Genomic DNA, 12,378 nt, shown 5'->3' on the forward strand with positions numbered 1-12,378 from the left:
AATTTTCCAGGTTAATAGCAGAGGGTTTGAGCAAAATTCGCCGTGCAGGTAATATAAGAAGTGTTGCAGCCAACGTCATATTCATAATATCCGTTGCCATAGGTGCAAGTTTCTGCGGGAGTGTTACTCCAACCATGGCTTCCGGTAGAACAAGACGACCCGGGACAGCCATCCCCTGTGGCGCCGGTGCAGGTATTGGGGTAAGTAGCCGACCAGTTGGCTACATAAGTCCAGCCTGAAGCGCAGTAGCCAGTAAAAAGGCAATAATCAGCCCAGTACACGGTTCCGCCGGCGGCAGTGCACTGGGCTTCGGTGTGGATCCCGCCGTAAAGCTCATCGGGATTTAGTTTTCTGCATACTTCTAGATAGTTACCACCGACACTAGTTCCACCCTTATAATAAAAACCGAGGTAGCCGTAATCGCCTTCATCGTCAATGAAATAAGGATTTAAAGAAAAGAGTTGAACATATCCAGCAGGACAATGATCCCACCGGTTGGCTGTAGCATGCGCGAAAACAAAATTTACCGGCAAAACCCCGCTTGCGATAGTGCTTAAGCAATTACCGCCTCCCTGGTCAGTGCAAATATCGCCAGACGCGTGAATAGCTCCCGCAACATCCAGCCTTTTTGTCGGTTCAGTCGTTCCAATGCCGACGTTGCCGCCTCTTTTGAAAGTAACCCGGTTATCCGTTCCGTCCCAGAAATTTAAATCATTGGAACTTCCGGCGACATACCCCAGCCATTTCAAAGTTCCGTCCTTTGCCCAGCCGACTCTCGCCTGGTCGGCGGCCGCGGAGTCAGTAATAATCCCTGACGTAGCCGAATAGACATGCAAAGCCGATATAGGCGCTAGCGTCCCGATGCCGACATTGCCATTTTTCATTGTTAATGTTTGCAGCGGATTGCCGGAACTGTTCGGAGTTGTAAAAGACAATCTTGCGCCGGCCCAGCCATTCGTATCAATGACCGCGTCGGCCTTTGCGATCCAGCCAACATACCCTCCATTATTCCCGTACCATCTTAGTGCGCCGTTTCCTGCCGCGCCCGCGGCGCTAGTAGTTGTAAGTTCAAGTTTTGCCCCGGTGTCGCCGCCTGAAGCGATGCCCGGCGCCGCCGTCGATCCGATGCCGACGTTGCCGGCGGTAACTCTTAATCCGCCGCCTTGAATATCGACAAAGCTCTTGCCGTAAGCCATCCCCGGGTTCATAACAATCCCGGTTGGCCAGTCAAGGGTTAATTGCGCGTACGGCGCCACCCAAGCCCCCGATGATCTGTATATTCCATAGTCATTCCCGGATCCTCCTGTATGCCAATAAACACCTGCCGTAGAATCGGTTGATACTGTTCCCAGATCAATATAGTCATTTGACAGAAGAATATTCCCGTTTACTTCAAGTTTTGCCCCTGGCCCTAGCGTCCCGATGCCGACATTGCCGTTCTCAACCAACAATCCGTTGGTGGTGGGGGCGCCGAGGTGGTTTAACGATAAGCCGCCGTTTTTTGTTTGAAAGGTGGTAGATATGTTTAGCGGGGTGTCGATATTTCCACCTGGAGGACCTACGGTAGGGGAAATCCAGACCGCAAGGAGCGACTGGAAGGATATGGAAAGCCCGAGAGTAACTATTATCGCAACGGCGAATAAGATTACTAATTTATGAGTCCTCATAAATGATATAAGCGCGGGAAGCGTAAAAGCCCGTTTTTCCGCTTCCTTGCGAATGAGTGATCCCGAATTCCCGGGGTCAGATATAGTTTTAGCGTATCCCTAATTCATTTTTAATTTTTACGCTTGGGTCGTAAATAAAATCCATTTCTTCCTGGGTGTAGTTTCTTCCGCTAGCCGCGACTCGGATCTCATCAAGCCGTTTTCTTATTTTTTCTTCTATAGCCGCGTTCAATATTTCCTCTTCTTTGGACGTAAGCGCTTGGTTATTTTTTTTCTTTTCAATTATGCCATTTGAATCAGCCCGGGGGCTTACAGCCTTCTCCATCGTATTTGGAGCCTTGGCTTCCGGATTTGTCCATCTGGTTTTATCAATGAAAAAATACAGATCCGCGCCGATTATCATTAGCGCGGCAATAATTGACAAATACACTATGGCTTTCTTTGGATCCATGCGTTAGTAATAACAATGCGAATACGCAATATCTTAGCGGGCCGGAGGCTGCCCCTCCCCTCGGACTGTACAATATATATTTTACCATTTTTATAATAAATAGGGAAACAAACCCCCTTGGCCGGGAGCAAAACCGGACGTGCTACGGCTTATTGTCGGCGGCGTCTCGCCTATCTATGCCAAAAATCCGGTAAAAATCCATCATTTTCCGCTATTATTCAAATTAAATTACTGGCTTTCTTCTTGCCATTCGGCATTATCCACTTTCCATCCGTTGCCAACGCGGACTATCGTCAGAAGCAAGTCTTGGTTAAATTTCCGGCCGCCTTTTTCTCCCGCTTTGGCTTCTTGGCGCTCTAAGGTAAACATAAGAAGATATTTTCCGGCGCTGTCATCCAGTGAAATCACCTGCTGGGATAAAACTTCGGTAGTGGTATATTGGCCGGCCGGATTTTTTGATTGGCTAATTATTTTTTCCTTTTGCTCTTCCTCTTTCTTCATCTCCTCCGTCATTTTCGGACCTAGCTCTTTTAGAGTAGCTTTGCCATAGGCTTGGGCGAATGAGCTCGCGAGCTCCCCGGCTACTGGGTCAAGCTCTTGAATATCTATATCTTCCGGCAGCTGGATATCCGGTATTACAGATCCGGCTTTGACTGCTTCGTCATTTGCATTTACTGAATCCGCCGGCTTGATTGAATTTAACTTCCCTGCATTAGACAGTTTAATCAGATAAAACGACATCCCAAAAGCCGACACCCCAAGTATCAGATTAAATATCAGAAGTAAAACAATGATTTTTTCTTTGTTTAACATAATTCCGAGGTTAATAGCAGAGGGTTTGAGCAAAATTCGCCCAGCAGGTTTTATTTATGATATCACAACTCGACGTTTCCCCGTTATAAAATGCGTCGCCATAGTCGCGAGTTTCCAGGGGAGTGTTGCTCCAACCATGGCTTCCGGTAGTACAATCCGCGGGGGGGCACATTCCTCCAGTCGGATTAACTGCCGCTTCGCCTTTACAGACGTGCGGATAAGTAGTTGACCAATTAGCCACATAAGTCCAGCCAGAAGCGCAGTAGCTGGGGAAAATACAGTAATCACCCGACACGGTTCCTCCGGCGGCAGTACATTGGGCCTCTGTGTGGTATCCTTTGTATAAATCTTCCGGCAGCAATTCCATACAAAAGTACAATTTTACTTCGCTACGTTCATTGCCGCCATTTATGCTAAGATGCGTATCTTCTTCGTCTTCGTCTGTACGAACGCCAAACAATTCCCGATTTGAGCCACAACCGCTGAAAGAAGCGTAATATTTTCTTGCTTTTCCGCCTGAAGCCTGCCAAGTCCCCACTCCATTAGCATCCGAGGTCAAAACCTTTCCGGCGGCCTGATTGCCGTCGGTTATTTTTATCTTTCCATTTACTTCCAGTTTTTGCCCAGGATTAGTTGTTCCAATGCCTACGTTTCCGCCAATAATCGCTCCGTTTGATGGCGGAAGAGCTCCGCTGTATCCAATAGTTAATCCGGCGTTACTGCCCAGGACATTATCCACCCATACGTTTTTATTGTTAAAGGCTCTTATCCAGTTTGAGTCAAACATATACCAGCCTCCGCCGTAGGTTTCGTTATACCAGCCAGTCGTTCCGGTAGTTCGCAGCCAGGCGTTTTGAGCGCGGATTTCCCCGACAACATCCAATCGGTATCCAGGCGCTAGCGTCCCTATCCCGACGTTGCCGTTTTCAACCAATAAGCCGCTCGAAGCGGCCGCGCCGGTATGATTTAAAATTATTCCGCCGTCTTTTTGCTGGAAAGCCGAAGAAGTGTTTAGAGGGGCGGAAATATTTCCGTCTGGCGCGGTCTCTTTAGGAGAAATCCAGGCGGCCAAAAGGGATTGAAGAGAAATTGAAAGTCCAAGAGTAATAACTACCGAAGCTATTATTAAAATTGTTAATTTATGGGCTTTCATATTAATCTATCCCTAATTCATTTTTTACTATCACGCTTGGATTATAAATAAAATTAAGTTCTTCTTGGGTATAAGATCTTCCTTCGGCCGCTTTTTGGATCTCGCCTACCCGTTTTTTAACTTTTTCCTTTATTACCTCATCCAATACGTTCTCTTCTTCAGGCGACAACGGCTCGTTATTTTTCTTCTTTTCGATAATGCCAATTAAATCCGCCGGGAGTATGCTGGTATTTTCATTTTGCGCTTTGTCCCATGGGCTAGAGTTCATCCATCCGGCGTTAGTAAAAAGAAAATATGAAGCCACGCCGACAACTAATAGTACGGCAATTATTGAAAAGGAAATTATATCTTTTTTCGAATTCATGCCTGGATATTAAAAATTCTTAATATAAAGCCGGCGGCGTAAGCATGAGCTTTAATTTTCTTCGAGGCCCAAGCTATACATATTCTACCACTTTTAATGAAAACGCGGGAGGGGGCAGATATTGAAATAAGGCAAAATCCCTGCTAAGCTGGATTAGTAAATTATATTAGCCATAAAAAAGGACTAGAAAAATATTAATATGCTTTCAATCGGAATCGTCGGGCTCCCGAACGTCGGAAAATCGACCTTATTTAACGTCCTAACCAAAAAGGGCGTAGCGGCGGAAAACTTCCCGTTTTGTACTATTGACCCGAATGTCGGGGTAGTTAGCGTGCCGGACGGACGGCTGGAAGAGATTGCCGCTATATCAAAGCCAAAAAAAATTATCCCCACGGCGATTGAGTTTGTCGATATTGCCGGCTTGGTTAAAGGCGCCCATAAAGGCGAAGGGCTCGGAAACCAATTTTTGTCGCACATTAGAGAATGCGACGCGATTTGCGAAGTGGTGCGGGCGTTTGACAATGAAAACATAATCCACGTTGAGGGAAAAATTGATCCGGAGCGCGACCAGGAAACTATAAACATGGAACTCATATTTGCCGATATGAAAACCGTTGAAAAAGCGCTCGACCGGGCCGGACGAGAAGCTAAAAGCGGCAATAAGGACATGATCCTGGAAAAGCAAATCCTTGAAAAAATAAAAGCCGGACTGGAAGCCGGTCGATCGGCCCGGCAGATTGATCTGAACGAAGAAGAGAAAAAAATAATTAAGTCCCTTAGCCTCTTAACTTTAAAACCGATTATCTACGCGCTAAACACGGATAATGACGCACCGGTGGATACGTCAAAATGGGACGGGCAAATAATAAAAATCAACGCAAAGATTGAAGAAGAGATCGCTAATTTAAACGAAGACGAGCAAAAAGAATTTATGAGCGAATTGGGCATTTCTGAACGGGGGCTCGATAAACTGATCCGCGCTTCTTACGAATTATTGGGACTGATTACTTTTTTTACGACCGGGCCGGACGAGACCCGGGCTTGGACCGTAAAACGCGGGTCTAAAGCCCCGCAGGCGGCCGGAGTAATCCACACGGATTTTTCCCAAGGTTTTGTCCGGGCTGAAGTTATGGATTATAGAAAATTCTTGGAAGCCGGAGGAGAATCGCAGGCTAGAGAAAAAGGCTGGATCCGGACCGAAGGCAAAGAATATATCATCCAGGATGGGGATATTTGTAATTTTCTTGTTAACAAATAATATATTTAGATAAGGAGAAGTCATGTCCAGAGACAAGAAGGTTAGAATTGGGGGTTTGGTGACCACCGAACAGGACGCAAAACACTTAAAATGACGCGAAAGCAAGCGGATGAACTCGCTAAAAAGCTTTCTCCTGCCCAAATAAATGATATCATCAGGAGTAACCGGGGCCGGCACTAAAATGCTGATAACGGCATTACAAGGCAACAGGGCAAGAAGAAAACTTGACGCTGCAATGCCACATTATTTGACATATTTGTTGTATATGCTATAATCATTTCAGATTTTAGTTAAAATTAACTAATAAAGGAAATGAAATATATAGACTTTAAGAATTCTTTCAATAATCGCATACTTATAGATGTACGCGAAGTTAAAAATGTTTTTCCTGATTTTGACTCCAGACGTTTTTATGAATGGCAAAAAAAAGGGCATCTAAAGAAGCTTTCTAAGCTTTATTATATTTTCACTGATAAAAATATCGGAGAAAATGAGATTTGCTTTATTGCCAACAAACTGTTTGAACCCTCTTACTTGAGCCTGGAATACGCAATGAGATATTACAATCTCATTCCGGAAATAGTTTATCTGGTAACCAGCATAACTTCCCGGAAGACCAAACTTATAAAAACCCCAATCAGCAATTTTCAATATCGGAGCGTCAAGGAAAATTTATTTTTTGGCTATAACGTTATTAAGACGGCCGGATTGCCGTTTAAAATCGCCGAGCCGGAAAAAGCGCTTTTAGATTTTCTTTACCTGCGAAGCGACATTAAGGATGAAAATGATTTAGAGGGATTAAGAATCAACAAGGGAGTGTTTAACGAAATAATCAATAAGGAAAAAATGGCTAAGTATGCCGAAGCTTTCGGCTCTAAGGTTTTATTTCGGAAAATTGTAAAAATTTATAAAGAAATGGAATGATTAATATCAGTGAAATAAAAAAATATTATCCAAACCTGTCCGGTTTTGACCGGGGAATTTTGCGGGAATACCTGCAGTATAAGATTTTGGATATAATTTTTAAAAGCGGGATCGGCCCTAAACTGTCTTTCCTTGGCGGAACAGCGATTAAAATTTGTTATGGCGGCACGCGCTTTTCAGAGGATCTGGATTTTGATAATTTTGGTCTTACGGAAGATGAATTCAAACGATTATCGGAGATAATAAAAAAAGAGCTTGAGCTTGAAAGCTATGAGGTTGAGGTGAGGAATGTTTTTAAAGGCGCGTTCCGCTGTTATATAAAAATTCCCAAGCTGTTGAAGGAAAATAATTTAAGCGCCCTTGAAGGCGAGAAAATTTTAATCCAGGTTGATACCGCGCCGCACGGCTTTAATTATGAACCGGATAATTTTTTACTGCAAAAATTTGATGTTTTTCGGAATATTAAGCTTACCCCGCCCGACCTTTTGTTATCCATGAAAATCGGGGCCATCTTCGGCCGCAAGCGCATGAAAGGCCGGGATTTTTATGATACGGTTTATCTTTTGAGCTTGGCCGACTTTAATTATGATTATCTGGAAGCAAAACTCGGCATAAAGAATAAAGATGAATTAAGAAGAAAGCTATTGGAAGCAATTACCGATCTTGATATGAAAGTAATGGCCCGCGATGTAATGCCGTTCCTCGTCAGGCCGGATGACCAGCAAAGAATTTTGAGCTTTAGGCAATATATTGAACAAAAATTAAAATAATCAGGCCCGGCTTTTTAAATTATTATTCAGCTTCCAATATAACGATTTCCCGCCAAACCTTTTGCCCCTCGCGGCCATAGATAAGAGTTCCTCTATTAGTTAATCCTTTAAACCCGCCATTCGAATTGCCAGCGCCTTTAAGCGGATTAACGATTTTAAAACCGTCTATCTTCGGGCTTAGCTGGACCCATTCTTCTCCCCGGTGGAAAACCGGCCAAATCATCACTATTTTCCCGTCTTTTTTTAATACTTTTTTAAATTCTAGAAGAGCCTGGCCATACAAATCTTCCAGCTCTTTTTTTATTTTCCTTAAATCCACCTGCCCTCTTTGGGGGCCTAAGTACGGCTCGGTAATAATTGCGCTAACCGATTCAGGCTTTAAAAACTTTGACAGTTCGGTCGCGCTTTTCTGATACAATTCCAGCTCCGGTTCCGGCAGGCGGAATTTTTCTTTCATCCATAGGACGTTTTCCTTCGTGTCCGCAATCGCTTTTTCGGAAATGTCCGACCCGATTAAATTATTAAAACCCATAAGCATAGCCTCGGTTAAAATCGTCCCGGATCCGCAAAAGGGGTCAAGGATGACTGCGCCATATTTTTCCTTATGCCCATCTTCATATCCATCTTTATTCTTATCCCCCTCTTTATAGTTCTGTCCATCTTCATTTCCCACACCGGCCAGATTAATCATAATCTGCGCGAGCTTAGGCGGGAGCATACCGGACAGGTCGTCTCTAGAAGGCCGGCCGTAATCCCGGAATGACAACTCCCGGAAAGGCTGGACCGCTAAAGTTTTTCCAACAATAATTTTTCCGCCCATCTTCATAATTACCACTTCCATCCCGTTTTCCGTTACCAGCTTATTAGTATCTACCACCACGCTCGACAATTGTTTTTCTTTACTAATCACCCACCTCGAACTAATACCTTTTTCTTTTAGCAGGCGCTTTATTTCCATCCCCATTTTTTTCTCGTTCAATTTCAAATTCCCGTAAACCGAAATCCCGAACTTAAATTTCCCTTCTTTTTTTTCTCTAGGCAAAATCCCGGACAGGCGGGAAAGTATTTTTTCCGAGTTAGCCTGCTCCAGTTCGTTGCCGATAATTCCGACTTTAATCGTCCCGCCTAAATTCTTAATCAGCTTTTCCGCGTCCAGCCCCCCGTCCAATTCAAAAACCGCCGCCTCGTTTCCGGCAGTAATAAATCCGTCTTTTCCTAAAACTGCTAAGAGTTCAGCTAAGGAAAGGGCCGGATGGTTGCCTAAGATAAAAAAATATTTCATGTATTCCAAAAAAATTGAAGCAAAACTTAAATAATCACAAATTAATGCTATTTTCTTACCTTATTATACTTAAACGATAACTATAAATCAAACTGATTGCTGAATTATGGCTAATATTAAACTAATATTGCCACATATCATTGACGAGTTATGATATTTGTGCTATAATTATAAATCGGCTGGAATTACGCCATTTGGGCATTCAGCCGTCAATAGCTCTTTCCTTTTTCAGCCAAGCCTGGCAAATTTTGCCTCATGTAGGCCTTAGCACATAACATTGAGCGCGTAACCAAAATCAAAATAAGGCTATGAATTCAATGTTATGTGTTATGAGATTTTTGTTCGGGTTTGGTTGTCTAAGAGAATCGGCTCTTTGACAACTTAAAAAATTGATTTACTTCTGAAATTATTGATATGAAAGGATCTATCATGAATTGGAACCTACTTTTCTTCTTGTTGGTGGTTGTTGGTCTCCCGTTTACCCTGGTTTGCGTCGGCCTCTGGAAAGTAATAAATAACTGGAGCGGGCCTAAAGGGTACCGGCTGAGAGCTGAAAAATTTTGGGGCGGAGAAATGAAGCCCCAATTCAAAGAACAGAAAGTCGGGCAAACATTAAAACGAATGCCTGTCTTGGACGCGGCAGGAAACCCCGTGCAAGACCAGGTTGAGGGCGTAAAGCACGTCCTTACCAATAAAGGACATATCATTTTGATCATGTATGTAGTGACCATCTTGATTTGGTACTTTCTCCCCGTTATCGGAAACTTCTGGATCTCGGTTATCTTTGGGCTGGTGATAGGTCTTTTTACAACTATCAGTAAGGCCATTGATACCCGGCGGGGTTTGAAAATAGCCGGAGTACTTACTATGCTCTCGCTTTTTTTCGACTTCATCATCCGGGCGCCGCTTTTCATTGCGGCTACTCTGTTTCTGATAGTCGGGCCGCCTTCTTACATCTACGAGAAGGTGACGAAGAAGGATTCCTTCCCTTGGTGGATGACCCATGTCTGCTTGGCCATGGTCGGAGTGAATTTGAGTCTTTCTCTGCTAATCCTATTTGGCTTTGATCATATGGCCTTCATGCCGGACATTGAAGGATCGGCAGAGCCTACCATGGGCTGGCACCTTTATGCGGAAGCCGCAAGATTGTTTTTCACGGGGAGCGATTTCTTTGACGCGATCAAGTGGCTGATCGCCCTTATCCTGATCCTATTAACTTCAGGACCAATTGAACTGGCCCAGAGGTTGAAATCCTTTAAGGATCAAAAGGATAAGGATAAAAAAGAAGGCAAGGGTCCCGCTCCCTTGACCACTTTCAGCTTCATTCTCTATGAATCCCTGATAGGCGCCATATTCCGCCTTCTGGGAAGAGACGAGACAGGAAAGCTGATAATCGAAAAATCGAAACCGGAAGCTAAAAAATAAACTCAGACTGGAGACGATATGTGGAATTTTTTGTTGACCATATGGAATTTGTTGGGCGCTGCCAAAGACTGGGTTGTGTTTAGTGTTACTAACCCGGGCTGGGCCTTAGCCATAGGACTTGGAGTTGTTGTTCTTGTCCTTTGGCTCGGAAAAAAAATCTTGACTGCTCCCCTGGCAATAGCCTGGAGGGGCATCAAGGCCGGAGCAAGGCGCGTTCCCGGAATGGCTAGGGGAGCAACGGCGGCCGCAAGAGCAAGAGCGCCACAAGCTCGACAGGCTTTTTCGTCAACCCGTGGATGGATTACTGCTTCGAATGTCAGAGTCTACGCCTTCGTTGCAGTATTAGTCGGGATTTTCCTTATCGGCGGGCTTTACTGGAAGTACTCTGGTACTAAGCCTGACGCAAGTATTCTTAAAGACCCTATTACATGGGGGAAGGAAAAGGTCGGGATTAAAGTTAAGGAAGAGACTCCGGCCGAAAAGACAACCCGCGAAGCCAAAGAAAAGGTTGAGCGGGAAGAAGCCGAGAAGCGGGAAAAAATTTTCCGGGCTGACGTCCAAAGAAGTGCCCAAGAAATAGTCAAGGGAGTTCAGGACGGCTCGGTCGGTAAGGCCACGGGGGACGGCGTGCGGAAAGGCTATAAAGCTCTTGAAAAGGGAGTGGAAAAAGCCTTCAAACCTGAAGAGTCGCCGACCCAGTCCCCTTCGGACGATGTAGTAAGTAAGGAAACGGAAACTCGCGCACTGCGAGATGTTGAATTGGGTAATGCACGGAAAAGTATAGATGAAGCCCTCAAAAAGCTTCAGGAAAATAAGGAGAAATAACATGACCAGCATTGAAACTCTGGCAGTATGGTCAATGGGGATTCTCCTGCTCGCCCTGGCGACTGAGCGGGCTAAAGCAGGGGACTGGCGGGAGTCAATGCTGACAATCGCCATTTTCGGAAGCGGAATCTTTGGGCTGGTAATGTTACAGCCTGTGATTTCGCCCTGGATGCAGAAACTCACCCAGGCAGTGGGCGGAGGTTACGCCGCGGTTTATTTTTCTATCGCTGTTGGGATTTTTTCCGGGGTTGTGGCCTGGTTTGTTTTGACCAGGTATATCACCAGAAATAGCCCTCTCTGGAATGTATTGGCATTTACGGCTATTACCGTCACCGGTACCGCGGCCGCAATCCTTTACTTTCGCCCGGGATTTGGTGGTCTCTACCACATCCAATATCTCGAGCTCCTCGGACTTGAGGCAGGGCTCATTATGTTGGTTGGCGCCATTATCTACTGGCGCCATGGCCCCCAAAATGTACTGGCCAATCCCATCGCCTTCATTGCATTGGTGGTGGTAATTAATTGGCTCCGGTATATCATCTACCGGGTTAATTCCCTGACCAAGATATTTGAAGGAAATGATCCCGCTTGGTGGGGACCGGTTGCGGTGGTGATGATTTGCATCACCGTGATGTCCTTCATCTGGGACAAAGGAGAGGAGTGGTCCCGGAGAATGTCATACAAAATTCTCTGGCCTGGCATCTGTATTTCCCTGATAGTCGGCATGCTGTATTTGTCGGGCCAGATGCTCGGTTTTACCAACCGCCAAGAGGCTGAAATGAAAGGACTTCTCAATCAGGCGGCTGAAAAGCTAACCAAAGCCCAATTGGACAAAATAAAGTCCGATATGGCTTTGGCGGCAGTCGAAGCCACGCTGAACAACCCGACCGCAACCTTGGACGAAATAAAAAAGGCCTACGCCGCGGCGAAAGCTGCTGCGGAAAAAGCCGAGGTGGTAGTGGCTGGAGCTCCCGACCCCATACCTACCTACAATGAAAAAAAGGTGGGTAGCGCTTGGGAGGCAACAAAAAATGGAATGAAGGAAGGCGCCACGGCCGTCAAATCCGCCATTGACTACGTAAATCCGTGGTCAGGAAACGGAGGCGGAAATGGTCACAGAACAAGCTCGTCGGGCGATGTTGTTTACATCAACGAAACCGGAGCCACCCGCGTGACCCTAAAACCCGGAATGACTACCAGCTGGTTTAAGGTGAAGGAAGGATTGAATTTCTCCTTCAGCGCCAAAGGCTTGCCTGGGCAAGACGACCCCGACTTCTCGGTTATCCCTAATATCGGGAAACCGAAAAGAATGAAGGGTGACGACGTCAAACTTCCACCCGAATTTCCCGGCACCTTCAAAATACGGGCCGAAGATGAGGGTGGGTATACGGTGAGAATCAACGTCTTTTCACAATCATAGATGTTGACTTCATGTAGTGCACATTC

12 protein-coding genes are annotated in these 12,378 nt (G+C 45.3%); 6 read left to right on the top strand and 6 right to left on the bottom strand.

All coding sequences use genetic code 11. The features are described 5' to 3' along the window. Nucleotides 1-11 precede the first annotated feature (11 nt). The 5 genes from WC715_02195 to WC715_02215 form a co-directional block, all read right to left on the bottom strand. Entirely contained in the window at nt 12-1,667 is a 1,656-nt protein-coding gene (locus tag WC715_02195; GenBank protein ID MFA6171251.1) for a hypothetical protein, read from the bottom strand. A gap of 88 nt (nt 1,668-1,755) precedes the next feature. Further along, nucleotides 1,756-2,118: a hypothetical protein gene (locus WC715_02200; protein MFA6171252.1), complete on the bottom strand. Its 363-nt coding sequence runs from the start codon at nt 2,116-2,118 to the stop codon at nt 1,756-1,758. Between the two features lie 228 nt (nt 2,119-2,346). After that, nucleotides 2,347-2,931: a hypothetical protein gene (locus WC715_02205; protein MFA6171253.1), complete on the bottom strand. Its 585-nt coding sequence runs from the start codon at nt 2,929-2,931 to the stop codon at nt 2,347-2,349. Nucleotides 2,932-2,941: 10 nt separating this feature from the next. Next, on the bottom strand, nt 2,942-4,084 hold the full coding sequence (gene pilV, locus WC715_02210) for a shufflon system plasmid conjugative transfer pilus tip adhesin PilV (GenBank protein MFA6171254.1): 1,143 nt from the start codon (nt 4,082-4,084) through the stop codon (nt 2,942-2,944). 1 nt (nt 4,085) lies between these two features. Then, nucleotides 4,086-4,448: a hypothetical protein gene (locus WC715_02215; GenBank protein MFA6171255.1), complete on the bottom strand. Its 363-nt coding sequence runs from the start codon at nt 4,446-4,448 to the stop codon at nt 4,086-4,088. Nucleotides 4,449-4,647: 199 nt separating this feature from the next. Here WC715_02215 and ychF point away from each other — a divergent pair, with 199 nt between their 5' ends. From ychF to WC715_02230, 3 genes are all read left to right on the top strand, one after another. Beyond that, nucleotides 4,648-5,706, top strand: a complete 1,059-nt coding sequence (gene ychF / locus WC715_02220) for a redox-regulated ATPase YchF (protein MFA6171256.1) — start codon at nt 4,648-4,650, stop codon at nt 5,704-5,706. Nucleotides 5,707-6,018: 312 nt separating this feature from the next. Beyond that, a complete protein-coding gene (locus WC715_02225) occupies nt 6,019-6,630 on the top strand; it encodes a hypothetical protein (GenBank protein MFA6171257.1) in 612 nt (203 codons plus the stop codon). Continuing rightward, entirely contained in the window at nt 6,627-7,400 is a 774-nt protein-coding gene (locus tag WC715_02230) for a nucleotidyl transferase AbiEii/AbiGii toxin family protein (protein MFA6171258.1), read from the top strand. The genes WC715_02225 and WC715_02230 overlap by 4 nt, the downstream gene beginning before the upstream one ends. A 22-nt stretch (nt 7,401-7,422) precedes the next feature. On the opposite strand, the gene WC715_02235 is transcribed toward WC715_02230, so the two are convergent. Continuing rightward, nucleotides 7,423-8,682: a methyltransferase domain-containing protein gene (locus tag WC715_02235; protein ID MFA6171259.1), complete on the bottom strand. Its 1,260-nt coding sequence runs from the start codon at nt 8,680-8,682 to the stop codon at nt 7,423-7,425. 414 nt (nt 8,683-9,096) lie between these two features. Here WC715_02235 and WC715_02240 point away from each other — a divergent pair, with 414 nt between their 5' ends. The 3 genes from WC715_02240 to WC715_02250 are packed head-to-tail and all read left to right on the top strand — an operon-like array spanning nt 9,097 to nt 12,352. After that, nucleotides 9,097-10,107, top strand: coding sequence for a hypothetical protein (locus WC715_02240; GenBank protein MFA6171260.1), 1,011 nt, complete (start codon nt 9,097-9,099; stop codon nt 10,105-10,107). Nucleotides 10,108-10,125: 18 nt separating this feature from the next. Continuing rightward, nucleotides 10,126-10,932: a hypothetical protein gene (locus WC715_02245; protein ID MFA6171261.1), complete on the top strand. Its 807-nt coding sequence runs from the start codon at nt 10,126-10,128 to the stop codon at nt 10,930-10,932. Nucleotide 10,933: 1 nt separating this feature from the next. Continuing rightward, nucleotides 10,934-12,352: a hypothetical protein gene (locus tag WC715_02250; protein MFA6171262.1), complete on the top strand. Its 1,419-nt coding sequence runs from the start codon at nt 10,934-10,936 to the stop codon at nt 12,350-12,352. Nucleotides 12,353-12,378: the final 26 nt, after the last annotated feature.

Source organism: Patescibacteria group bacterium, assembly GCA_041661505.1.
GTDB lineage: Bacteria > Patescibacteriota > Patescibacteriia > Patescibacteriales > JBAZCA01 > JBAZCA01.

Bases quoted from the DNA above. Each gene is read 5' to 3' on its own strand.
- WC715_02195 (MFA6171251.1), bottom strand. From the start codon at position 1,667: ATGAGGACTCATAAATTAGTAATCTTATTCGCCGTTGCGATAATAGTT.
- WC715_02200 (MFA6171252.1), bottom strand. From the start codon at position 2,118: ATGGATCCAAAGAAAGCCATAGTGTATTTGTCAATTATTGCCGCGCTA.
- WC715_02205 (MFA6171253.1), bottom strand. From the start codon at position 2,931: ATGTTAAACAAAGAAAAAATCATTGTTTTACTTCTGATATTTAATCTG.
- pilV (MFA6171254.1), bottom strand. From the start codon at position 4,084: ATGAAAGCCCATAAATTAACAATTTTAATAATAGCTTCGGTAGTTATT.
- WC715_02215 (MFA6171255.1), bottom strand. From the start codon at position 4,448: ATGAATTCGAAAAAAGATATAATTTCCTTTTCAATAATTGCCGTACTA.
- ychF (MFA6171256.1), top strand. From the start codon at position 4,648: ATGCTTTCAATCGGAATCGTCGGGCTCCCGAACGTCGGAAAATCGACC.
- WC715_02225 (MFA6171257.1), top strand. From the start codon at position 6,019: ATGAAATATATAGACTTTAAGAATTCTTTCAATAATCGCATACTTATA.
- WC715_02230 (MFA6171258.1), top strand. From the start codon at position 6,627: ATGATTAATATCAGTGAAATAAAAAAATATTATCCAAACCTGTCCGGT.
- WC715_02235 (MFA6171259.1), bottom strand. From the start codon at position 8,682: ATGAAATATTTTTTTATCTTAGGCAACCATCCGGCCCTTTCCTTAGCT.
- WC715_02240 (MFA6171260.1), top strand. From the start codon at position 9,097: ATGAAAGGATCTATCATGAATTGGAACCTACTTTTCTTCTTGTTGGTG.
- WC715_02245 (MFA6171261.1), top strand. From the start codon at position 10,126: ATGTGGAATTTTTTGTTGACCATATGGAATTTGTTGGGCGCTGCCAAA.
- WC715_02250 (MFA6171262.1), top strand. From the start codon at position 10,934: ATGACCAGCATTGAAACTCTGGCAGTATGGTCAATGGGGATTCTCCTG.